The following is a 25,953-nucleotide window of genomic DNA, read 5'->3' as shown; positions in this document are numbered from 1 at the left end:
AATTACTTGTTGTACTCACCTTATTCATTAATCCAACAAAATAAGCTCTCTCACAAGTTGTAAGAGAGCTCTGATAAGTAGTCGGAGTTAAGAAACTTATCTATTAAAACACATAATCTAATCTTTTAAGAATCTGAAAACATTACTAGTCTGTGTACCTTTTTTTGTCAGATGCAAAACATACATTCCTTTAGGAAGCTGTTCTATATTTATGGACGAGTTTCCATTCTCTAGTATTCCTTCTAAAACTGTAACACCTTCTAAACTATATAATTGATAATTTGATTGAGTTACCCCTTTCACTTTAATAAAGGATTTTGATGGGTTAGGGTATAGAGATATTTGTGATGAAAGTTCTGTTTCCAATGATTCATCAATTACTCTAGCAGACGATGTATTTGTACAACTTTCCCACATAAGTTCAATTGTATTATTTGTATTTCCTACAATGTATTGTCTATCAACACCCCACATTATTGCACATTCTATAGGTACTATTTCCCTATCTGACCAATTGTTTTCTTTTAAGAAATAAAATGCGCCAGTCTCTCCTATTTCTAAAGTTGTAGTATATGTATAAATATTATTTCCTTGATGTTCCATTGGTAAAATTTCCCAACTAGTTTCTCCAGTAAAATCTCCTGTTATGAAGGCTCCAGAAGCTGTAGTACCTGTCATGTCAACTTGAAAAGTAACTTCTCTAGTTAATTGAGGTGTACAATCTTGCCAAGCATAAGAAAAAATATTCTCTCCACTTGTAATTGTATATTGTCTATCATTATCCCACATTAAAGCACATGCTGTTGGTACCGTTTCTCTTTCTGTCCAATTGCTTCCTTTTAGAAAAAAATAACCTCCTGTTGTTCCTTCTAAAATTGTAGTTGTATATGTAAAAATCCCATCTCCTTGAGCAATCATAGGCAAAATTTCCCATTCTGATGTTCCTGTAAAATCTCCTGTTATGAAGGCTTCAGTTACTCCTGTTTCTGCCGACATATCCACTCTAAAAGTAACATTGTTTATTACATCTGGCACATACTGCTGTTCCAAAAATTGAATGCCACCATCCAAAATTAATTCATTACTAAAATTGAAAAATGCTCCATTTTCCCAGTGCGATCCAGTTCCCCATTCTGTTTCACAACTTGTAGAAACCCATGCTGGTTCCCAATACACTACACCCATTCCTCCTCTATTGTACACTTCTGTGGTAATATCTATCAACCAATCTCTCTGTCCTGTTGCACTCACTTCGTACCCACTAGGCATAGCAGATAGCATGTTTGGAGCAGTATCATTATAATCTAGCGTAAAAGGTAAACCAACTTCTACGAGTAAAACTTCTTTGTTATATTTCTCTTTCAGGTATTCAATGGTGTTACCTGCTTGTCCAACATTTCCTCCATGCCACTCTGGATATAAAGAAAAGCCCATGATATCAAAATCTGTGACTCCATTACTAATTGCATTTCCAAACCAATCATCGCCATGTGCTGGATTAGCAATATGTAAAACAATTTGAGGTTGAATAGAAGATACATTACCTGCTGCTCTCACTCCTGCAATACCAGCTTTAAGCAGTGCACTTTGTCTTTCCCAGTTTACTGTTTTAATATTCACACCTTCGGCACTTAACATTTGTCCATTAGACTCGTTACCGACTTGTACCATTTCTGGCATTAAACCCATAGCGTCCAAATCTGTAAGTACTTTATAGGTATAATCGTACATTTTTGTTTCTAAAGCTGGGGTGTCATCTACTAAAGAGGCCCAAGCTGCAGGAATAGTCTGTTTTCCTGGGTCTGCCCAACTATCAGAATAATGAAAATCCAATAGTACATGCATTCCTTCATTTTTTGCTCTTGTAATAGTTATTACCGCATCTTCAAAAGAAGAATAATTGGTAGGGAATTCGGAATGGGCCATTGGGTTATGCCATAACCTTACCCGAATAAGATTTGCACCATGATTGGCCATAATTTCAAATGGATCTGTAGAAATACCCTCGTCGTAATAAACGGCTCCACAATCTTCCAATTGATTTACATAAGACAGGTCTGCTCCTTTGTAAAAAACTTGTGCCGACATTTTAAATGTAGACAAGAATAAGATGATTAATAGTAGTGTAGTTGTTTTCATAATTTCATTTACATTTCATAGCTAAATGCACTTACTCAAAATAATTTATAATTGATTTTCTCTAAATTTTAAATGTGGTATGTAATTGCTTATCACATATTAAAATCAAGAATTTCAACTTAATTTATTCTTTCATACATGCTCTTTAAAAAAACTCAACAACTATTTTATAGTGTTGTTAAGTATGTATCAAATGTAGGTAGTTCTTATTCTAATTAGTTTTCATTTTCATACACAAATTAGTGTTAATCATACACTAACGCTTTTAAAGGCTATTTAAGAGCTATTATTAAGGTTTTCTAATAAAAAGCTTATTTATTTTATGAATTATTGCATTCCCCACTTTTCAAGTAATAAATCATATTCTTTGCCCGTAATAGGAAGAATTGTACCGTGTCTTGGGCTAAAATTGAGTTTTACTTTCTTTTCGGTAGGAACAAAATTTAGGAGGTCTTTGCTTTTACAAAACTCATAACCATGATCTTGAAAAAGATCGTACATTAAAATATAATCAGTTGAATTGTTACGTTTAAAAATGCCAGAACCTTCTACTTGCTTATCTGTTTTTTGAAGAAAATTAGGGTACTCTTTCCATTTATTTGCAGTTAAAGATGTTGCTGTCGCCACTTTTATACCCTTGCCGTTTTCATTACTTGTCTTATAAAAAAGATAGTATAAATCGTCTTTAATAATTATATCTCCATCTATACAATGTGCTTTATTTTTAGGGATAAAAAGTGGCGTAGGGTACCCTTCTAAATCTGTGAAATCTGAATTTACAAATGCATAATAAAGTACCTCCTCTTTAGTACCATATTTGGACGACCAATAGATTATATATTTACCACTTTCTTTATCATAAATAGTTTGAGGCGCCCACACACTTTTTAAATTTTCTTGGTTTTTAAAACGTGCTGGAAAATGAATAGCAGATGAAGACCAGTTTATTAGATCTTTTGATTTTAATAAAATTAATCCTCTGTTAGTATCCCACCCCTTACTTGATACCATATCTGTAAGAGCCATGTAAAATACCCCGTTTTCTCCTCTTAAAATATGAGGGTCTCGTACTCCTCCTGTTTTGCTTATTTTTTTAGAGTTAAGCACTGCAGAGTTATTATTTAAGGCTGTAAATGTATATCCATCAGTACTAAGGGCAAAGTGTACTTTTTCGTCAGTAATTTTATTTCCTGTAAAGTAAGTAAAAAGATAAGCCTCTTCATTTAGTTCTTTATTTTGAGTACAATTAGATAGTAAACTACTTATGAGTACCGCACATAAGAACAAGCTACTTTTTATAAATTTGTTTATCATCTTTTCTTTAATAATTAAATATGTTGGTTTATTTAAAAGCAGATAGAGTGAAAAACTAAGACAATAATTTATGCAATTACCTTAATTTTTCACTCTATCGTTTTCTCAAAATTGATCTGTATAAAGTAGTTATAAACTACTGAAAGAGGAAGTAGTATACACCAAGCGTATACTTTCTATATTTATCTGACAGTGTTTTTCTACTGTTGCAAGTTGAATGGATTCTATTTTACGCCAATCTATTTCCGTTTTTACAGTAGTAGGAGAAAAATAATAAGGTAAGAAATCTGGATATGGTCTAGGAAGTGTTACTAATTTTGTAGGACGTAAGGTGTCTAATTTCACCACATATATTCCTTTTTTCTCTGTCATTTCTACAATAGCACCAAATGCAGTTCCATCGTTCCCTACTAATGCTATTTCAATTTTTTGTGGTGTATCTACCAATGCATTTCCTATTATTTCAAGTTGTGTATAATTACCAATGGTTGTATTACTTGTTTTTAATGTATTACTAAAATAATAACGCAACGCATAATTAGGTACTGTATTTCCTAAATCGGTTGGTATACTATCCAGATTAATCTTCAGAGCATCTTTAGCAGTTCGGAAATTTGGTGCTAAAGTTACATTAGTATTCCATGTTTTATTTAGTTTCTCAAAATCTTTTGAAGCATCAAAAAGTGTAATCGAAGACAAAGGAGCAATTATCCTCGTTTCGTACATTTCTGTTGATGTAAAATCCCAATCAGAAGGTTTACCTTTTATGGCATTTGGGAAAGTGATTACAGTGTTGTTTACATCTGCTACAATAAAATAATTAAAATAGCCTTCTCCAATATCATCTTTAGGAATTTCTACACCATATGTATATCCTTTTAAGTGTTTTAAAGTGTATTCTTTTTGCTGATTATTTGTATATCCTATCAACTTTAAACTGTGCGGTAATGTTGTATTTACTAGTGTAGCTTCTATAGTAAATGAGGTATCTGAGAACACTTCTTTTTTTGGTGTATGCACAACTGTAAAGTTTTCGAATTCTGATTTAGGAGCATAGTATTCTCCGACTTTAATAGCCCCAAAATTACTTTCTGCCGTCCATTTATGCTTCTTCCCTTTTTTAGCTAAGATGTATGTTCCCGGATAAACCGTAAAAGTATGTTTTTCTGCAGTACTTGATAATTGATTATTCTCATTTACTGCCTTTACTGTAAAATCGTTGCCTAGTTGTGGTAGTTTTACCGACATCTCCCAATTGTTCCAAATAATTTCTGCTACCTTTTTCTTTAAACTATTTTTACCATAAGGATTCTTTGTAATTAAAACATCAGGCTGTACCTCTAAACGCCAAACTCCTGTTTCTAATTCATCTAAAAAATATGCCCCTGTTCCTTCATAATCAATAAGTTTTGAACTTCCCACTCCTGCAATTTCCTTTAGTTGCTTTACTTTCTTAGGTGATGTTATTGTTGAGTTTGTATAAAAGAATTTTTCATCAGACATATATTCAACCAAGTCTTTATCATAAGAGATAGATACATTATCAAATGTTGTGTTTTCTGGGAAAGCTCCATAACTTTTATACATTGGCATCTCGTGAAATATCTCGCTACAAATTTTTAAACTTAAAGCTTTATGTGGAGTATATGAAAGATTCATATAATGAGTGTTGTATTCTGTATTTTTATTGGCTAAAAACGTTGGGTCATAAGCAAATTGTGTTGCCCATTGTATACCCGCAGTTCTAAAACTTCTTGCCATTGCAGGGTATATATATGCTTTATGAGTATCTGCTGGATCAAATTCATATACTATTTTTGCATGGCTTTTAAATGCTTTATTATTTGCAAAAGGTATTTTATAGTTGTCTGCATTGGGCAATAAATTCCCTCCTAATTCTGCTTCTGAAACCAAGTTTGTAGGGTACCATTGGAATGTACCTCCATCAATACCTGCATTATAATATGCATCTACTAATTCTATACTATGACTAACGTTATAAAGTATAGGTTTTAAGCAACCTGTATTTTTCATGGACTCCACCATAGTAGAAATATAGGCAGTTACTTGTTCTGGAGTACCTGCATGATGTGGCTCATTACTTACTTCAAACGCTACAATACTTGGCTCATTTTTGTAGGCAATACCTGTATATTTATTTTTATGATTTAAAAATTGAGCTAAATAGTTTGCCTGTGCTTTAATAGCTGCTGCATTTGTTAAACATGCTTCCTTTCCATATTTATGAGAGAAACCTGGAGAATACGTATCTTTCTCTGGCCAACCATTTCCCCAGAATGCTATGGGAGTAATTAAGCAGTTAATATTTCTCTTTTTTAACTCTGCTACTAGGTAATCAAATAACTCTAAGTGCTCATTTTCTAAAATATTCCCTAAAGAATCACTAATTTCTGTATCCCAAACATGTACTCTATAGGCATCAAAACCTAGTCTAGAGAAGTGGTAGATATCATTATCAATTGCCTCTTTTAGGTTAACACCTAATTTCTTAGAAGACCGGTAAGCATGTGCAAAAGGACCTGTGTAATTTACACCAAACCCCTTCACTTCAGTAGTATTTGGCCAGCGCATAACTCCCTCTTTATCTACATAAACATCTTTTTTTTCTTGTCCAAAAAGGTTAGCTGTTAGTAATGTACATAAAAGGTATATATATAATTTATTCATTTCGATTTCAGTTTTTAAGAAGATACTTAGAACATTACTCTTTCTGTAAAAAAGCTTTCTAAAAAAAGAGTAGTTCTAAAAATGCTTCTTGTCTAAGTTTATAAACCAGTGTATTCGTAAGTCATGTAGTCAAAAATGCTAGTTGCATTTCCATTATAATCAAAGAAGGCACAATTTTCCCAAGAAGAACCCGTTCCCCATAACGTTTTAATAGGCACAGCTATCCAAGCAGGTTCCCAATAAATTACTCCTAATGCTCCTGCATTTATCATACTCTGCGTAAACGACTTCATTAAATTTAGATGACCTTCTGGAGTATATGGATAGCCTTGAACTATATCTCCATACCCAAAAATATTATTGTAATCATCATCTGCTTCAGTAGTCCAAGGGTAAGCAATTTCTACTATCATTACCTCCTTATTAAATTTGCTTTTAATGCCTTTTACAGTAGTTTCCATTTGATTAAATGCAATTGTATTGTGCCAAATTGGATAATAAGAAATCCCAATAATATCAAAATTTACGGCATCGTCTCCACTCGTAATGTTCTCAAACCACCATTCTATATTTTTTGGATCAGCAACATGTAAAATTGTTTTTGTAGTTGTTAAGGCCGTATCGTTAACAGCATGTACAGCAGATATTGCACTGCTTAAAACTGTTTTCAAATTTGCCCAATTCCCATCGCAAACGTTACATTTAGGGAAAGTATTTGATGCATCAGTATACATCATTCCACAATTCGTCTCGTTCCCAATTTGCACAAAACTTGGCATTAACCCTTTGCTGTTTAAATAAGTAAGCGTGCTGAAAGTGTAGTTATATATAGAATCTGACAAAACACTTAAACTCTCAATATTTTTCCAAGCTTCTGGAACATGTTGTTTATCTGGGTCTGCCCAAGTATCTGAATAATGAAAATCCAATACTACTTCCATTCCTTTTGCTTTGGCTTCAACCATTGCTTTTTCTACATCAGCAAGATCACTGTATAGTTTTGCATCTTGATCATTGTCTAAACTTTGACTCCATTTAGGCGTATGCCATAACCTTAAACGAACTAGATTAGTGCCCCTATCAGCAAAAATCTGATAGGGGTTTTCTTGTCTATTGTCTACTTTATACTGTCCGCCTTCATCAAGAATTTGATTTACATAAGACAAGTCTGCTCCAAAATAGAATGAGTTTTCTGTTGTTGAATCAGAAGGAATAAGTGACTCTTCCCCAATAGATTCCGTTATTTCTTTTGCTTCAGAACAGCTCATTATTAAAACTGTTACAAAAAGGCTTATCATTAAATTTTTATAGTTCATTGTCTTATTATTTAATCTATTCTTGAATGATAAAAGATTTAGAATAAAGATCTACTGTATACTTATAAGTACCATCTGCACCAACATAAGTAAAGTTTGCATCTCCTTCTGTAGTACCCGTTAAATTATCGCTAAGTGTACCATCCATAAAATAAGTGTAATTGTATTGTTGAGATCCCCAATCTCCATCTACTGTAAAAAACCTAAATATTTGTCCGTTGGTTATTGTTACAGTTCCTTCGTATTTACCACCACCAAGCCATGTAACAGCATCAAAAGACCAACCATTTTGATCGCCAACGATGTATAATTCTGGCGTTGAAGCCGCAGTCATAGTTATTGTTTTGGTAGCATAAGATACCGTCATTGTATATACACCTGTTGTACCAGAAAAAATAAAGTTATCGTCTCCATCTCCTGCTTCGGTTAAGTTAGCATCAACTACTTCAAAATCTCCATAGCCTAACTGACTAGCCTCCCAAGATTTTTCTTCAAAGAAACGGAAATAACTACCATTAGTAAACGTTCCTATTACTTCAAACTCTCCAATTCCGAGAACATTAAAATCTAAAGAAGTATCGAAATTCCAACCTTGGTCGTCTCCATTAATATAAAGAGGAGAAAGTACAGAAGGAGCATAAGGAGTTATTTCTACTTTTTCTACAGAAGAGTAAACTTCTGCTACTTCTTCATTTATTAAAGACACTACTCTAAATTCTACATTTACAGCTGTACCACCTGCAACTCCCTTTTCTAATAAGCTTTTATTAATATTACCTACTGTAAATCCAGAAGTCAGTTCAAAGGTATTGGCTAGATTAATTGGTGTTGCAAAAGCATTCCCTTCCACATCAAACTGCACAGTATAATTTACGGCAGATTGAAACCCATAATCAGTAGGAGTCCATGTCAAAGAATCAAAATTCTCTTCACTTTTTTCTTCTGATAATACAAAAGATGTTGCACTTAATGGAAGCAGATCATTTGCAGCCACTTCACTTTTTAATATTGCTTTTTCTATTTCAGATTCTTGGCACGATATGCAACTGATAATGCCGAATAAAAGAATCAATAGTTTTGATATATTTTTCATACGTATAGAATTAATAGCCTACGTTTTGTTTTAAGTTCGGATTTGCTGTCAGTTGATTAGACGGGATTGGAAATAAGTCTCTATGACTTGCCGTTGGAATACCTTCCTTTACTTTTCCTTTCCAAGGCCATTGGTAGTCACCATCAGTAAACTGATTAAAGCGTATTAAATCTGTACGTCTATGCCCTTCCCAGAATAGTTCTCTTGCACGCTCATCCAAAATAAACGGTAAATCTAAATCTGCTGCCGTAATATTGCTTGTATTTGCTCTTGTACGTAGTACATTGATATAGTCAACAGCTTGGCTTTGAGAACCTCCTGCGCCACCTCTTACTACAGCTTCTGCATACATTAAGTAAGCATCTGAAAGTCTAAACATAGGCCAATCAGTATCTATCTGAACATTATGGTTTGAGTCTGATAAATCGCCATTTAACTTTCTATTACGAAATTTTGTTATTCCGTACCCATCTGTAAATAATCCAATATCATCAATTTCTAAATTTTGTCCGTCTGTCCAGAATAAAGCTCGGTAATCATTATCTAGATCAAATTTATTTACCAACGCTTTTGTTGTTCTTAAACCAGACCAAGCATCACCTGTTCCAAACATACCCTTAGCATCCATTGTACCACCAATCTGAGCATGTACTAGATAAACTATGCCCCCCCAAGTTTGTGTCATATTTCCATCATAAGTAATTGGAAAAATCATTTCTGGACTAGTATGGTTATCGGCAACAAAATTATGTCTGTATTCTGTAGGGATAGTATAAGGTGCTGACAATACCGCTTGTAGTGCCGTTAAGCAATCATCATATCTACTTGTGCCAGTGTATATTTCTGCATTTAAATATAACTTTGAAAGTAACATCCCTGCTACAGCTTTATCAGCTCTTCCGTATTCAAATTTTGGAGTACCCAACTCGTCTTTAATTGCTAGAAGTTCACTTTCAACATAGTTAAATAGATCGATTCTTTCTATACGCTCTGGGAAAAAAGCTCCCGGAAGATCTTTTTCTGTAACAAAAGGCATTGCTCCAAAAAAGTCGATACCATGCCAATAAGCCAAAGCTCTTAGGAAACGAGCTTCTGCTTGGAACCTTTTAATTTCTTCATCCTCGTTGTCACTTGTAGCTCTAATGTATTCATTACATAATGCAACGGTGTACATTATTCTAGAGTGCATAGCTGCTATAAATGTATCTGTTGGTGTCCATGTATGCCAATGGAAATCCTTAATTGTAGCATCGTTCCAAGACAAAACTGCTTCGTCTGTAGTTAATTCTTGAAGGTTCCAATATTGTCTTAAATAGTTGCCAAACCCTTCATCAATACCTTCTATATCAGCCATACCATCTGGTCCTTTTTGACCAGAAATAGCAAATGTTGCGTAAAGTTTTGCGAGTCCTTCTTTGTAATCTGCTGTAGTATTATACACATTGGCAGAGTTAATTACATTTTCATCGATAGGTGATACTTTAAGATCGTTCACGCATGATGTTAGCTGCAGAAGTAAAGCTGATAATATAAATATATATAGAGATTTCATTTTAATTTCGATTAAAAGTTAAGGTTTAGTCCAAATTGATATGTTCTTGGTACTGGATAAATATTATTATCGATACCATAACCAACTTCTGGGTCAATGCCTTCATAATCTGTTACTACTAATGCATTCTGAATTGTAAAACTCATTCTTGCATCAATTTTATTATTGAATAATTTAGTTAGCGTATAGCCTAAACTAACATTATCTAGTTTAAAGAAAGAGGCATCTTGTACATACATATCAGACCAATATTGAGGGTTAACAAACCCAATATCAACAGCTTCTTTTCTTATGTTAGTAAAGTATCCATTTGCTGCAGATTGATATAAACCTGATAACGAGTTATTGGCCAAACCATTATTATACACTTTGTTGCCAATACTCCATCTTCCTGACATTGAAAAATCAAAGTTTTTATAACTAACCCTTGTATTTAACCCAATTAAAAATTCTGGATTTGGATTGTTTGCATGGTATTTATTAAATTCATTACTACCTACTTCACCTGTACCACCTGTTCTATTTGCATATAACCCTTCTACTGGTTTTCCTGCTTCGTTATATACTTGTTGGAACACATAGAATGAGTTAGGTGATTGCCCAACTGAATGAATTTGAACCATGTTACCCTGCCCACCAGAAATTGCACCTGTTGGTACACCTGGATCTTCTGGGTTATCTACTTTATTTAGTTTCGTGATCTCTCTTGTATTGTAAGTAAAGTTACCTCCTAAAGACCATGTAAGGTCATTACTAGAAATAAGTCTTCCCATTAACGTCACCTCAAGACCTTTAATTTCCATGGTTCCTACATTGGTAACCAAATAATTAGAAAAATTACTTCCGTCTGCAATTGGCACTCTATTTAAAAGATCATCCGTTTCTTTCTGATACCCTTCTATTGTACCCGTTAACTTATCATCCCAAAGTCCAAAATCAACACCTAAGTTAATTGTCGTTGTTTCTTCCCATTTTAAATTTGCATCATAAGGTGATGGACGAAGTGTATTATAAAATTCGTTTCCAAACTGATAATACGCCCCTTCTATACTTCTTCTGTATTTAGGAATTGCAGGGTAGTATGGGTCTCCTACATTTGGAGATAAACCTTGTTGCCCAGTAATACCGTAACCAACTCTAAGTTTTAAGCTAGTTAATTGATCAACATTGCTTAAAAAAGCTTCATTATTAATATTCCAAGCAAAGGCTAGAGAAGGGAAAGTACCCCATTGGTTTCCTTCAGCAAAACGAGAAGATCCATCTCTCCTAACCGTTGCTGTAACAACATATCTTTTATCGAAAGAGTAAATCATTCTGCCAAACATAGACACTAAATAATTCTCGTTCATGTATTGAGAATCTTGGATAATTTGATCTCCTGCAGTATTTCTATCAAACGTAGTACCGCTTCTTTTCCAATGTTGCCAAGAATAACCACCTATTACATCAACACTATGCTTACCAAAAGATTTATTATAGTTTAAGAAGAATTCTAAAAGTTGCGATTCTGTTTTTGATGTATAGTCTAGTAATCTACCACCTTCTTCTCCTGTATAATCACGGTAAGTCCATGTAGTACCCGGTTTAGCATTGTCTACCCCATCAGTATTTGTATTGTCCATACCTAAATTAAGGTTGGCTTTTAAATCTTCTAGAAAATGGAATTTGTAATCTAATTGTACATTACCCGTAAAACGTTTAACGTCTGCTATGTTTTCTCTTAATTCTAACATAGAAACTGGGTTAGTAATAAAGGTATTTGCAGGACCTTCAGGGTCAATACTACCATCTGCCAATGTTGACGATGTATAAGCAAAGAAGCCTTTATATTTATTACTTCCATTTCTTACAGGTTGTGTTGGATCGTAATCTACTGCCATTCCTACCGCTCCTGGGTCTCCAAAATTTGTATTTGCTGCAGTACCTTTTGCGTTCACATTTACCGCTAAATGTTCATCAAAGAATTTAGGGTTAATATTTAATGATACAGTATGACGTTTTGTTGAAGTTGTCTTTAAGATACCGTTCTCATCATTATAACCATATGATACTCTGTAAGGTGCATTTTTCACTTTTCCTGATAAGCTCAAGTTGGTTGCATAAGAAACAGAATTTCTAAAAATTTCTTTTTGCCAATCTGTATTTTCCGAACCTAATTTCTTGATAGCATTTGCATCAATACCACTAAATCCATTATCGGATAATCCTTTTACTAATGTTCTGTACTCATCTCCAGATAAATTATCCACATACTTTGTTGGTGTACTAATGGACACTTGATTATCGAAAGTAACTTTCATCTTGTCTGTAGAACCTTTCTTCGTTGTAATTAATATTACACCGTTAGAAGCTCTAGAACCATAAATTGCTGCAGCAGATGCATCTTTTAAAACAGTAAAAGATTCAATATCACTTGGGTTTAATGTATTCAATGGATTTGATAATCCTGAAACATCACCATCATCTACAGGAAAGCCATCAATTACAATAAGTGGATCGTTTGTAGCTCCTCCTAAAGAAGAACCTCCACGAATACGAATTGTAGAACCACTACCCGGTGCACCTGTATTCCTTGTGATATTTACTCCCGCAATTTTACCCGTTAATAAATCTTGAGGAGAAGTAGTAACACCTTGAATAAAATCGGTATCTCCTAAAGTAGAAACTGCGCCTGTTACGTCAGTTTTTTCTACTTCGCCATAACCAATTACAACTACCTCTTCTAAGGTTTGTAAATCGACTTCTAATTCTACATCAATTCGCCCTAAAGTAGAAACATTAATTTCTTTTGTAAGGTAACCTATATAAGAAATTACTAATGTAGCTTCTCTATTACTTACGGATAAAGAATAGTCGCCATCAAAATCAGTTACCGTTCCATTGGTAGTACCTTTTTCTAAAATTGCGACACCTGGAATTCCAGTACCTTGGCCTTTTTCTGTGATATGACCTTTAACAATAACCTGTGCATTTGTAGCGAGAGCACTTACAAATATAAAACTAAAAAATAGTAATAGCTTCTTCATTTCATTTGTTTACAGTTAATTATTTCGAACACTGCAAACATAGGTTAAAGAGTCTCTTTTACACTTTCACTTTTCTTACATAAAGTTTAAATTTTATAACATTTAGGCTAAATAAGACAAAAATTACGTGTTTTTATTACAAAAAATTATAAAATGATTGTAAACATATATAAATGAGAAGAATATATTTATTAAAAAGAATCAATAAATATTAAGGGAAAACTCTTTTATTCTCTATTTGTAATTCATTTATTACATTCAAATTTTACATTCCTAGAATAGAGTACAGAATACTCTTACTATTATAGTATATGATTAATATTAAACATAATACAATTTAGAGATAAAAAAAGCATTGCCCTTTAAAAAGCAATGCCTCTAGTTTATCGTATTCTACACAATTTAATTTGTGTAGAATACGATAATGTATTTATTAAAGTAGAATTATTGTATTAAATAATAACTGCTTTTTCAATTAGTACATCGTAAACATAACCCGATCCAAAGTCTTTATCCAAAGTAACAGTACCTTTAATAGTTACAACTTCTCCAACTTTAAAATCATCATTTGTAGTAATGGTAATATCGTATTTTCCATTTCCTATTGATCCGTCTTGTAAATGGACAAAATTAACTTTCATCACACCATTGTTTACTTTTACCACTTTCCCTTTAATTATCACTTGTTTGTTTAAGTAAGATTTAGGGTTTTCAAAAAGTTCTGCAACACTTATTCCGTTTGGTGCTTTTTCTATATGGTCTACGCTTGACTTTCCTTCTGGATTACTGTTTGTATTGGCTTTTGCAACACCTTTTTTATTTGTATCTCTAATACCTTCAGCAAAAATGACACTCTCAAAAGTTCGGTTTAAAGTCTTACTCTCAAAATTTCTCATTTCCATGCCGCCATCATAATAATAGGTAGCTCCAATTTCTATCTGTCTACCTGGCACTGCCATCCAATAATCATTTCCTTTTTCAGAAACTTTAATATATATATACCCGCCAGAAGCAATCTTTTCGGTTACAACAATTTTATGTGTGTTTTCACCTAATACCTCCTCAGAATTTACGGTGTTAATTACTTCAGAAGAAGATGTTTTATCCTCATTTGATTGTGTTTGTTTTGAATCGTTACAACTTGCTAAAAAGCAAAGTGCAGTTAAAATAAATGTACTATAGATTTTCATTATTCTTTCAATTTTTGATTTTAGGTAAATTTACTCAAATGATTTTTAGATACAACTAAGGCACTGCTCGATTAAAAAGCAATGCCTTTAGTTTATATATTTTGTACTCCTTTATTTGTCTTAAATTAGTATTCAATCCTCATTATTTTACCTAAAATCACGTTTTAAAAGGCTTCTTAAATGAGATAATTTAAAGACATGTACAAATCAATTTTTACATTATTATACCTTAAAATTGTTCAGATGGGTGTGCCCATTGCTTAGGATTTGAATAAGGACCTGTAACGGTTGTATTTGATACGATTCCCTGAAGTATTCCTGCTTTAAATTCTTTAGCGAACCAATTTTCTAAAGGCATTTCAGATTTTACTGGTAAGCCTATTTTATGAGGTGTATTGTATCTTCTTCCGTAATGATGTTTCTCTCCAGCAATAAATACTACATCGGGTTGTAGTTCTTTTTCTACTAAATCCATTAATTGGGTTGCTAAACCTTTCCTTTGGAATTCTGGCAGTACTGCTAATGGAGCTAATACATAACATTTCAAATCAGGTGCCTCATCTATCGTGATTGGCGTATAACATGCATGAGCAACCCCTTTATGAATAATAGAGTCTTAACTTAATGTCCAATAAAATATAGCAGGTACAAAAGTTTTAGAAGCTTTGGATATTCTCCGGATGTAAGAAACTTGTAATAGATTTTATTTAGTTTTTATATTATTATTTTAATAATGTAGTAAAGATGTTGTATAAAGTATAAGAAAATGAAGTGTATAATTCAAAATGTAATTTTTAGAATTCTATTAAAATTGCAACTTAACTTTATAAATATAAAGCAAATATTATGACTAATAATAAAATTGATAAACATTCAAAAGTAAATAAAGGTATGAAAAAATTTTCCATTGGTGTATTTATATGTTACATCCTTATTAGGGTTTTCGAACTGGGTTTTGAATCCGGTATTAAAAAAAACACTTCCCTACCTTTAGAAAATTCATTAGAGATGAAGGATTAAAAATTGGTTTTGTCGCATTGATTCGAAGAACTTTTTTTTCAATTTCTTTCGTTTCAATAAATAGATAAGCTTTTGAAAACTTCGAAATTAGACATACCCTTCTAGTCAGAAAGTTGATCTTTTTGTATCATTCTTACCGTTTCTATTCCTGAAATTGTATACTCTACTAAATCAAAACTTTTAAACTCTTTGACTAGAATCTGACCAGGATAAATCTTTGAGATTACATACATAATAGCTATGTTTCGAATTACTTTCTATTTGACAACAAGGAGATATAGATTTCAAATGAATGATTCTTTTCCTTATAGTATTAGATTCATTGATAGAAAATTCATCAAATTCAAAAGAATCAAAATTAAAAAAAGTAGAGAGTAATATCATAATAACGAAATTAATAATATCTCATCTGCTCAAATGTTAAAAAAGGTTTCCACCAAATGTGAATCAGAACACCCTGTTGTAGAGTTACTCAACCATTTGAATTAATGAGTAGATTGTCATTATTGTCTACATTTTTTATATCCAAAATATTCTGTTTATTCTTTGTTGTTTACTTACTTTTATCTAACTGTTCTGTGCACAATAGAATAAAGTAGAACTATTATCTAAATTCTTTAATCAATGTCTGACTTTCTTACTACACTTCTTATCATGATTGGTGTAGGACTTCTATTTCTTGTTCCATCTGCATTTATTGGAGGTAAAGTAATGCTAACAATTGTCACTTTACTCTTAACTGGAATTAGCAGTTATCTGCTCTTATATGGGAAGGCCTTGGGTAAATCTTTTGCTAATAGTACTACTCCAACTTCTATAGACCTTGAGATAATAATTCTGTTTCTTTCCTTTGCAGCTCTGTATACTTTTATTGCTTATGGTTCTTTTTGTCTTAGACAGGTAACTTATGGTATTGATGGCTATAAAATTCAATTACTTTTTTGGTTTGTTATACTGATAGGTTACCCTACATATTTGTTTGTTAGTGCTGCTGTGAACCTATATAATGTTCAGAAAAAAAATTATACTACTGATATTATTATAGTACATGCCATAGATTTCCCTATACTAATTGACCGAATAAAATTCTTTGATTCTAAATCAAATAAAGCATCTTCTGTGTCTTATAGATTTCATGAAAATGATAGAAAGATGAAACAAGTTGAAGGCTTTAGTGCTGACAACGAACAGATGCGATATCAAAGATATTATACACAATTGAGTCCTACTTTAATTCCAATCGGGTTCGATTCTTTTGAGTTATCTTGGTACTCAATATCAGAAAGTAGATTCTATAAAGACATTTTTCCAATAGATCAGAAAAAATTAAAAATAGATGAGAACTACGATGGATATTTAACTATTAGTGACCTGTTGATTAATATATTACCTGATGGAAATGTAGATGTATTAAAAAAGGAGTATACAAATTATACTCATTTAGGGGCTTATTTTGATGTTGCTTTTACTCCCGTTGATGGACAAAGTATTGATACTATTTGGAAAAAACACTCACAAGTTGATGAACAAAGTATAAATTATAGTAATTTGAATATTGATTTTGAACGTTTAAAAGCAGGAACAGTTAGAAACCTATCTCCAGAAGAAATATTGAGTTTTAGAAGTGTATATGCTTATGGAGTTGAGATTGAATTACTACAAAAAGAGGAAACTATTTCTGAATTTAAAGATATAACAGTTGTTGATTTTTATTTAAATCAATATTCAAGATCTTCTAAATTTTTAAAGAAAATAAGCACTACACCATTACCAAGCTTAATTAGGGTTAAACATATAGACAACAAAGATCAATATCACTGGATAACTATTATGTTTGATAAGAAAGAGTTACTCAAACAATTTGAATCTTTTTCTAAAACACATAAAAATGATGTCTCTTTTAAGATCGTAATAAATCCTTCAACTTTAAAAAAAAGTACGGTTTGGTTACAATCTAATGATGATAAAATAGCTTTAGATAATTGGTCTATTATTAAGAGGTAATTCTTTTAACTTGGGCTTAGTTAATAGTTAATCGTAGTTCCCATTAGACCACTTTATTATTGGGTCTAACCATTGATCCATTGCTTTAAATTGAAAGCCGTGTTTTAAACCAGTATTTAACGCTATTTCTTTAAAATGATTAATATTACAATTTGAAGTTTTTACTCTTTCAATTGCAGATTCTCCATAAGGATCTGTTTTTTCATATATAGTTAATATATTACCACAGTAATTGATTTCAGGTAATGACTTAATATCTGCATTTGTAAAACTTGCTACAAAAACAAAATTCAAATTAGGATTATTAGCATAAGTCGAAACATATTGTGCTATATACCCACCTTTTGAAGTGCCTACAATTGTTATATTTTTTGCTGGTATTCCTTCTTCAATTAAAATTTCAATATGATCCACAATCTTTTTAGCATAATTATAAGAATCCGTATTTCTAGATCTCTTCTCACTTAGTACTGTAAAACCACTTTCTTCGAACTTACTAATTATCTCCTTGTACTCAGCTTTACCATACTCTGGATGTTCTTCATTTAAGTTATGGTTTTCAATAAAGCGATTATGTATAAAAAATATTATTCTTGTATTCTCCTTGTCTTTACATGAGACCAATAAGATTAATAGAAATAGTAGAATATTGAAATGTTTCATAGATATAAGATTTATTACTAATATAAACTTACAGAAGTAATGGACTCTACTAATTTAATTATAGTATTTATTTTAGTATAAAATTCCTTTTACATTTAAAATAATCACTCTACTGCTAGCTAGCCCATTGAGAGATAATCCTCAATGTAATACAAAACGAGAAATGCATTATTAAGGGTGAAATTGTACAGTTTTGGGGGGATAGATAGCACGAACTCTCATAAACAACCGAACATATTTGCTATGTATTGCTATGTTATTACCCATGTGCATTTCTTTTAAAAAATTTCTTTTGGGTCAAGTTCGACTGTATGTAAAATTGCTTTACAAGCAAACATAAAATCATTTAGATTCCTTTTTTCTGTGTCAGAATCAGGAGATGGTACTTTATATGAAACTCCTGTTGACATACCACCATAAATTAGTTCACAAGTACTACCATCAAGTCCAATAACATCCATTCCATTCGTTATGTCAACACAATTTACTTGTTTCACAGCTGTAACTATTTTGTCAAAATCTGATTTAGCTAGATTGAAAGTCGTGTCAATTTTTGTGTGATTCCATTTATTATCCAAAGCTTTCATTGGCTCTGAAAGTAAATGAACTGATATACTATCACCATATCTAAGAAATTCAACTGAAACATGGTGGTTCGGAATTCGCATAGCATGATAGTAATCAAACTTTATATGGTAAATATTATGTTCCTGTCCATATGTTGACACAGTAAAACTTGTTAAAAAAATAAATAAGAATTTAGTCATCCATATTTTAATGTTTTCGTCTTTCATGTTCTTGTATTAAGTGCAATGTTTTGTATATGAAAAATTGGCGATATCGAAGCAATAAACTTGAGGTTGAGTACAAAGTTTGAATTACATTAAAATCGATTCTTTATAATATCTATGTTTTTAATTTTCATCATTTTAGCATGATTCCCAACAATAAAAAAACATATTACCGTTTATATTTTTAACTAAATAGTAAACCCCTCTTTTATAAATTATAGTTTGTTTTATGGAAGTTTTAGTAAACAAAAAGAGAAGTTTATTAACTGTAGGTAAGTTGTTAATAAAGTGATTGAAATACAAATTTTTATTTTGCTACTACTAATACTATCGAGATCGTTTTTATTAAAATAGTCTGATAAAATAAAACCATCTACATTTTATGGAAATATGCAGATGGTTTTATATTTTCTTTAAGAATACGGTTTATTTAGTCAAAACCTTTATCTATTGAATAATAAAGGTCTCTTTACCTGTTTTTAACCCTTTAATTTCTAATGTTGCAGTACCATTGCTATCTTTTGATTGTACAATTACTACTAATTTCCCATTAAAAGTTTTCATCCTAGGTAAATGGAACATTTCTAATGAAGTTGGATCTCCGTTACAAACCGCTTTAAATGTTGCATTACCATTTACTTTAAATGACAATGGTAGGTTGGCAGTTGGACAAGTATTTCCATCTTTGTCTACTACGGTTACCGTTACAAAACTCAAATCCTCTCCATTTGCAATTAACGTAGTTTTGTCTGCTTCTAGTTTTAAATGATGTGGTTTTCCTGCCGTATGTATTTCTTTTGTTGCTACAATTTTATCTGTACTATCATAGGCTACTACTTTAACCGTACCTGCTTCATATTTTACATCCATCCATCTTAACCTATACCTATCAAGCCTTGTAGATTTATCTTTTTCACGAATACCTTGGCTCTTTCCATTTATAAATAATTCTGCCTTCTCATAATTAGTATAAACAAAAACTGGAGTAATTTCACCCTCTCTTCCTTTCCAATTCCAATGGGGTAAAATATGTAAGGTTTCATTATTTGTATCCCATCTACTTTTATATAAATAATAACGATCTTTTGGAATGCCAGCTAAATCACAAATACCAAAATAAGAACTTCTAGAAGGCCACTCTTCATTATAGGGAGATGGTTCTCCTAAATAATCAAAACCTGTCCATACAAATTCTCCTAAAACCCATGACTTATCATCTTGTAAAATAAAATCATCTTCGGGTATATTAGACCACGAACACGCTTCTAAATCATAGGAAGAACTTTGTAAATCTGAGTATTTTTTTGCTTTAAATTCCTCTACCGGAAATTTATACACTCCTCTTGAACTAACAGTAGATGCTGTTTCAGAACCGAGTACAAATCCTTGAGGAAATTTCTCATAGGCTTCATCATATAAATGTGTTCTATAATTTAAACCAGGAATATCTAAGATTGCACCAAACCCATTTTCCATTACAGACTTCACTTGGTCCATACCTACAGTTACCGGGCGAGTAGGGTCTTCCTTATGAAAAATATCTTGTAACCATTTCGCTCTTTTCACCCCTTCATTACCCCATTGGTCAGGTACTTCGTTCCCTGCACTCCACATTACAATAGAAGGATGGTTTTTAGTGGCTCTCACTAAATTTTGAATATCTTTTTTTGCCCATTCGTCAAAAAAGCGATGATATCCATTGTCAACTTTTGGTTTTTTCCACTCATCAAAGCTTTCTGCAACTACCATTAAACCAAGTTCATCACATAATTCTAATTGCTCTATTGAAGGCATATTATGTGCTGTTCTTATGGCATCTGTTCCCATTTCTTTCATTAAAATAAGTTGTCTTTTAATTGCTGCTTTATTAACTGCAATACCCAAAGGACCTAAATCATGATGTAAGCAAACACCTTTAAATTTTCTTTGTTTTCCGTTTAACTCAAAGCCTTTTTCAGAAGTATAAGAAATAGTACGAATACCAAAACGCTCCGTTGCTTGGTCTGTAATTTTCTCATTTTTATATGTTGTTGTAATCACTTTATATAAATAAGGAGTTTCTGGACTCCATAATTGAGGGTGTTTTACTTGCAAAGTATTTTCAAATTGATCAGCAAATTTAACCTTCGATTCTACTGTACTAATTACTTTACCATCTAGCGTTTGTATTTCTGTTTTTACTTTATCTACAGATCCCGTTGTGTTGGTTTTAACAACTACTTTTGCTACCTCATTATCTACCAAAGGTGTTGTAACAGTAGTACCCCAGTGTGCAATTCCATTATTATTTTTTACAATAAGTTTTACATTTCTATAAATACCTGCTCCCGGATACCATCGCGAAGATTTTGGTTCATTATGTAAGCGTACAGCTAAAGTATTTTCTCCTTTAGTAGTGATGTACTTTGTAATATCAAAATAAAAATAGGCATATCCGTAAGGGTGTTCTCCAACAAATTTACCATTAATGTATACTTTTGCTTCACTCATTGCCCCGTCAAAATGCAACAATATTTTTTGGTCATCTTCTAATTTTGGAGAGGTAAAATTTAAACGGTACCAAGCAGTTCCCATATAAGGTAAAGCTCCAGTTCTTCCTGATTTTTCGGTGGCAGATTTTTCTCCGTCCTGTAAAATAGCTACACGTTGTATATCATTTTCCTTATCAAAAGGTCCTGTAATTGCCCAATCATGAGGGATAGAAATTGTTTCCCATTGGCTATCGTCAAAGTTACTTGTAAAAGCTGAATCAATACTACCTTTACTAAATTTCCAATTGTCTTTTAATAACGTTTCCGTTCTCTGTGCAATACATATATTGCATAAGAGAATACCTATTATGAATGTTAATTTGTTCATTGTCTCATACTATTTAATATAATGCAATTACATTATTTTAGTATGAATTTTTGTTGTAGAAATCAACCATTTTTTTTAAAAAAACAGTCATATTTAACACTAAGAAGTCGTTTTTTGATTATTTAAATCAAAATTATCACTATTAAATTTCTCTTGATATTTTTTAGGTGAAATTTTAAATTCAGCCTTAAATACTCTCGAAAAATAAGAAAGGCTAGAGAAACCAACTTGGTCTACAATCTCTGTTATATTCCCTTCTCTATTTTGTAATAATTGAGATGCTTTCTTTAAACGATGTTTTTTAATTACATCTTTAGCAGTATGGTTTGTAGTTGCTTTTAGTTTCCGATACAGATGTGTAGTACTCATAGATAGTTCTTGACTTATCATTTCTACACTAAGTTCTGTATTAGAAATATTGGCCTCTATAATTTGCATTACTTTATTTACAAAAATGGTATCCTCATTTTTTAAAGGATTCATTTCTTCCGATTTATTAAAAATCTCTTCTTTAAAATGCTCTTCTAATTCTATTTTTCTTGATAATAATTTTGTGATGTAAACCTCTAATAATTCAATTTCTATTGGCTTAGTAAGGTAAATATCAGCTCCTGCTGTTAAACCATCTACTTTTTGAGAGGGCAACGATTTTGCAGTCAATAAAATGATAGGAATAGCACTTGTTTTAGGGTTCTTCTTCACCTTATCTGTAAAAGATAATCCATCCATTACAGGCATCATAATATCAGAAATAATTAATTGAGGCAAAAACCTATTGGCCTTAGTAACTCCTTCTTGTCCATTTTCTGCTACTATTAAATTGTACTTTTCTTTTAGGCTATTTCTAATGAAGGCAATAATATCTTGGTTATCATCTACCAAAAGTAAAAGTGGTTTATCAGAATTTAAATCTAATTTGTAAGATGTAATTTTATTATCTAAATGATGTGTTACAGGAGATAAAGTAAGTTCTATTTCATCTTGCTCTAACTGATCTACAGGTAAATGATCTGTACCTAAAGGTAAATCTAAAGTAAAAGAAGTACCTAAATTTACTTTACTTTCTATACTAATTTGTCCGTAATGCAATTCTACAAATTCTGCAACTAACGTTAAACCAATTCCAGAGCCATTCTCTTTTATGTTTTGTTTCTTTGCCTGATAAAAACGATCAAAAATATGCAACTGATCTTCTTCTGAAATACCAATACCAGTATCTGAAATTTTAATATTAATTCCTCCTTCTTTATATGGATTATTAATTTTCGTTTTCGTCAATACAAAAGAGATATCCCCTCCTTCTTTTGTAAATTTAAAAGCATTAGATAATAGATTAAATAATATGGTTTCCATCTTTTCTACATCAACCCATAAAATTTGTTCCTCTATTTCAGATTTAAAGGTATAATTAATCCCTTTTCGGGAAGCTTTATCTGTAAACAATAAAAATACATTCTCACTAAATTCAATAAAATCCACTTTCTTAAATTTTAAAGAAAGTTTTTCGTATTGCATTTTATTAAAATCTAAGATCTGGTTAACTAGTTTTTTTAATCTCTTTGCGTTCTTCTCTGCAAGATTAAGTAACGTTAAGCTATCACCGTCTAATTGTGCCTTCTTTTGAAGTTGGTGAAGTGGGGGTAGAATTAAACTAATTGGTGTTCGTAACTCGTGCGAGATATTAGTGAAGTAGTCTTCTTTCGTCTTTTCTAATTCTTCTGAATGCAGCACTTCCATTTGTGTAATATGAAGTTGACTTTCTAGTTTTAACCTATTTGTGTACATTCTAAAAAGGGTAAATACTATTCCTAAAATTAAAAATAAATATAACACTAAGAAGATGTTCTGTAAGAAAAATGGACGTTTAATAGTTATAGAAAGCGGTTTAGATTCTGCTACTGTTTCATCTAAATTATTTATAGATTTTACACTAAAGATATATTCCCCCGGCTTCACTTTTGAGTAAATTGCCTTATTATCAATACCAGATACCTGATGCCAATTTTCATCAAAACCTTTTAGCTTGTAAGCATAAATATTTTTGATGGAATGTGAAAAATCTAAGCTAGAAAAATTAATTGTAAAAGATCTTTCATCATAATTAAGAATTAACTTATTGATAAAAGAGATGCTCTTCTCTAATAATACTCTACCGTCAACTTCTTGATCAATACCAATTTTCTTATTGTTTATTTCTAACCCTGTAATCAGTACCGCTGATTTACTAGTTTCATTCTTAATATCTTTAGGATAAAAAGAGAGATAACCATTATCACCTCCAAATAGTATTTCATTGTTTTCTTTTATGGTTACACAACCATAGTGAAAGTTTTTAATGGGTAATGTGTATTTAAGAGGGTAGACATTTACATTCCCTGCCTTAGCATTAAGTCGGACAATTGATAAATTAGTTATACCCCAAATTGTTCCTTGTTTGTCTTTTATACATGCTCTTACAATTTCGTCACGTCTTGTATTAATAGCATAAAATTTGGTTTGCTTTGTCTCAATAGAATATTGTATTATTCCATTTAAAGTACCTATCCATAAATTACCATCACCAGAGCTATATAAAGAGTATGCTTCACTGTTTTTAAATTTAGTATTGTATTCTTCTATCTCTATCACTTTTAAAGTAAGGTCACCCACCCTAAAGAGTCTATTTTTATCTAAAAGCCAGATATTGTTATTAAAAGCAATAAATTTTTCAGAATCTGAAGAGTGGTTTTTTATTTTTTTAAACGACAGGTTTTTTAAATTTCCAACATCACCTTCTACCTTATAAATACCTCCTTCCCATGCACTTACCCAAATAGTTCCGTCTTTCTGCTGTGTAATATTACCTATGTAATTTGATTGTAAGCCAACCTTCGAGTCAACATTTATAGATGTTATTTTATTTATTTTTTCATCCCAAATACTAATTCCAGATGCAGTTCCCATCCAAATTCTACCCCATTTGTCTTCCATTAAAGTAGAAACATTATCCATTAATATTCTTCTACTTTTTATAGCATTTTGGCTAAAGACTACTTCTTTATTCTTTTGTACATCTTTACGGATTACTCCATGAGTAGTGGCAAACCATATGTTACCTTTACTATCTACAAGTATAGATTTCACCTTATGGCCTGTACGTTTTCCATTGCTATGATATGATAATTCATTAGCTGTATAAGATGTATTTTGGGTATTTAATGTACTTATACCATTTAATGTAGAAAACCAAAGTGTACCATTTCTATCTTCAAAAATTTGTCTTATTGCATTATTAGTGATAGAATAAGATTTTCTGGGATTATGAAAATATACTGCATTTGTAGATGATTTAGGAGAAAAAATATTTAGACCAAAATCAGTTCCTAAAAATAAGTTACCAGACCTATCTTGATAAATTTCTTTAATAACAGCATTAGAAAATTTATCATTTTCAGATAAATAAGAAGTTACTTTATAGTCTTTTTTATCAATTGAAAATAAACCCTTCTCAGTACCTACCCATAAATTAGTGTTACTTCTATCTTCTTTAATATCTAAAACAAGTAGGTTAGATTTTTTCTTTTGAAGTAAAGGGATTGATTTGAAAGTTTTTTTTCCTTTTTCTAAAAAATTAATTCCATCAAATGTACCTACCCAAACATTACCTTCTTTATCTAAAAAGATACTCCTTACCATATTATGTGATAAGTTCTTTGTAGAATCAAATACTTTGTAAGTTTTATCTTTAGTATTATACTTGATCACTCCATTTGCAGAACCAACCCATAAAATATCTCCTTCTCCTTTACAAATTGTTCTAATTTTATTGAAGGGTAAATCAACTCGGTTAATCTTTAAAGTCTTATTATTTATACAACTTAACCCATTCCAGCTACCTACCCAAATAGTTTCATCAATTGCTAAAGTAGACGTTAATTCGTTACTAGGTAAACTATATTCTGAAGAGTCGTTTCTAAAATATGTAAACTCGTTTCCATCGTAACGTGTTAAACCATTTCTTGTTGCTACCCATAAAAAGCCATACTTGTCTTGTGTTATATCTGCAATAATATTAGAGGGCAATCCATCTCGCATAGATAAGGAAGAGAAATAGATCTCTTGACCAAATAATGGTTGAAATACAAAGATTAAACTGAATAAAAACAATGTAAGCTTGCTATACATACCTTAAAAAATTATATCGAAAAAATAGTGTGAATTTCACTTTAAAATAAAGTAAAATAGTACCAATAAGTAGTGTAGAAAACCTTCAGAATAATAGATAATTATTGAAAGGTCTTGCCGAAAGATAAAGCTTA

15 protein-coding genes are annotated in these 25,953 nt (G+C 31.6%); 1 reads left to right on the top strand and 14 read right to left on the bottom strand.

All coding sequences use genetic code 11. From position 1 onward, the window contains the following. Nucleotides 1–117: 117 nt before the first annotated feature. The 10 genes from KM029_RS22925 to KM029_RS27070 form a co-directional block, all read right to left on the bottom strand. Nucleotides 118–2,139: a glycosyl hydrolase 53 family protein gene (locus KM029_RS22925; RefSeq protein WP_144076136.1), complete on the bottom strand. Its 2,022-nt coding sequence runs from the start codon at nucleotides 2,137–2,139 to the stop codon at nucleotides 118–120. A gap of 327 nt (nucleotides 2,140–2,466) precedes the next feature. After that, entirely contained in the window at nucleotides 2,467–3,453 is a 987-nt protein-coding gene (locus KM029_RS22920) for a glycoside hydrolase family 43 protein (RefSeq protein WP_144076135.1), read from the bottom strand. A gap of 129 nt (nucleotides 3,454–3,582) precedes the next feature. Next, on the bottom strand, nucleotides 3,583–6,141 hold the full coding sequence (locus KM029_RS22915; RefSeq protein WP_144076134.1) for a glycoside hydrolase family 5 protein: 2,559 nt from the start codon (nucleotides 6,139–6,141) through the stop codon (nucleotides 3,583–3,585). Between the two features lie 98 nt (nucleotides 6,142–6,239). Further along, nucleotides 6,240–7,457 carry a glycoside hydrolase family 53 protein gene (locus tag KM029_RS22910; RefSeq protein WP_144076133.1) on the bottom strand — a complete coding sequence of 406 codons (1,218 nt, stop codon included), beginning with the start codon at nucleotides 7,455–7,457 and terminating at the stop codon, nucleotides 6,240–6,242. A gap of 16 nt (nucleotides 7,458–7,473) precedes the next feature. Next, nucleotides 7,474–8,550 (bottom strand): SusE domain-containing protein, encoded by a 1,077-nt coding sequence (locus KM029_RS22905; RefSeq protein ID WP_144076132.1) that lies wholly within the window; start codon nucleotides 8,548–8,550, stop codon nucleotides 7,474–7,476. A 10-nt stretch (nucleotides 8,551–8,560) separates the two neighbouring features. Then, nucleotides 8,561–10,102 (bottom strand): RagB/SusD family nutrient uptake outer membrane protein, encoded by a 1,542-nt coding sequence (locus KM029_RS22900; protein WP_144076131.1) that lies wholly within the window; start codon nucleotides 10,100–10,102, stop codon nucleotides 8,561–8,563. A gap of 11 nt (nucleotides 10,103–10,113) precedes the next feature. Next, nucleotides 10,114–13,128, bottom strand: a complete 3,015-nt coding sequence (locus KM029_RS22895; protein ID WP_144076130.1) for a SusC/RagA family TonB-linked outer membrane protein — start codon at nucleotides 13,126–13,128, stop codon at nucleotides 10,114–10,116. Between the two features lie 452 nt (nucleotides 13,129–13,580). Further along, nucleotides 13,581–14,318, bottom strand: coding sequence for an OB-fold nucleic acid binding domain-containing protein (locus tag KM029_RS22890; RefSeq protein WP_144076129.1), 738 nt, complete (start codon nucleotides 14,316–14,318; stop codon nucleotides 13,581–13,583). A 229-nt stretch (nucleotides 14,319–14,547) separates the two neighbouring features. Then, nucleotides 14,548–14,925, bottom strand: coding sequence for a GNAT family N-acetyltransferase (locus KM029_RS22885; protein WP_262712720.1), 378 nt, complete (start codon nucleotides 14,923–14,925; stop codon nucleotides 14,548–14,550). A gap of 514 nt (nucleotides 14,926–15,439) precedes the next feature. Continuing rightward, nucleotides 15,440–15,571, bottom strand: coding sequence for a hypothetical protein (locus tag KM029_RS27070; RefSeq protein ID WP_260412638.1), 132 nt, complete (start codon nucleotides 15,569–15,571; stop codon nucleotides 15,440–15,442). A gap of 391 nt (nucleotides 15,572–15,962) precedes the next feature. On the opposite strand from KM029_RS27070, the gene KM029_RS22880 reads away from it, so the two are divergent. Next, nucleotides 15,963–17,342, top strand: a complete 1,380-nt coding sequence (locus tag KM029_RS22880) for a monovalent cation/H(+) antiporter subunit G (protein WP_144076127.1) — start codon at nucleotides 15,963–15,965, stop codon at nucleotides 17,340–17,342. A 27-nt stretch (nucleotides 17,343–17,369) separates the two neighbouring features. On the opposite strand, the gene KM029_RS22875 is transcribed toward KM029_RS22880, so the two are convergent. The 4 genes from KM029_RS22875 to KM029_RS22860 form a co-directional block, all read right to left on the bottom strand. Beyond that, nucleotides 17,370–18,005, bottom strand: coding sequence for an alpha/beta hydrolase (locus KM029_RS22875; RefSeq protein WP_144076126.1), 636 nt, complete (start codon nucleotides 18,003–18,005; stop codon nucleotides 17,370–17,372). Between the two features lie 278 nt (nucleotides 18,006–18,283). After that, the gene (locus KM029_RS22870) at nucleotides 18,284–18,733 is read right to left on the bottom strand and encodes a hypothetical protein (RefSeq protein WP_215586363.1); all 450 of its coding nucleotides are present in this window, start codon (nucleotides 18,731–18,733) and stop codon (nucleotides 18,284–18,286) included. A 510-nt stretch (nucleotides 18,734–19,243) separates the two neighbouring features. Continuing rightward, nucleotides 19,244–21,655: a glycoside hydrolase family 2 TIM barrel-domain containing protein gene (locus tag KM029_RS22865; protein WP_144076124.1), complete on the bottom strand. Its 2,412-nt coding sequence runs from the start codon at nucleotides 21,653–21,655 to the stop codon at nucleotides 19,244–19,246. A 99-nt stretch (nucleotides 21,656–21,754) separates the two neighbouring features. Continuing rightward, a complete protein-coding gene (locus KM029_RS22860) occupies nucleotides 21,755–25,819 on the bottom strand; it encodes a two-component regulator propeller domain-containing protein (RefSeq protein WP_144076123.1) in 4,065 nt (1,354 codons plus the stop codon). Between the last annotated feature and the right edge of the window lie 134 nt (nucleotides 25,820–25,953).

It is taken from the genome of Flammeovirga kamogawensis (genome assembly GCF_018736065.1).
In the GTDB taxonomy this organism is placed as follows: Bacteria; Bacteroidota; Bacteroidia; order Cytophagales; family Flammeovirgaceae; genus Flammeovirga; species Flammeovirga kamogawensis.
Note: the sequence above shows the minus strand (reverse complement) of the source record. Positions and strands in the feature narration are given on the sequence as shown.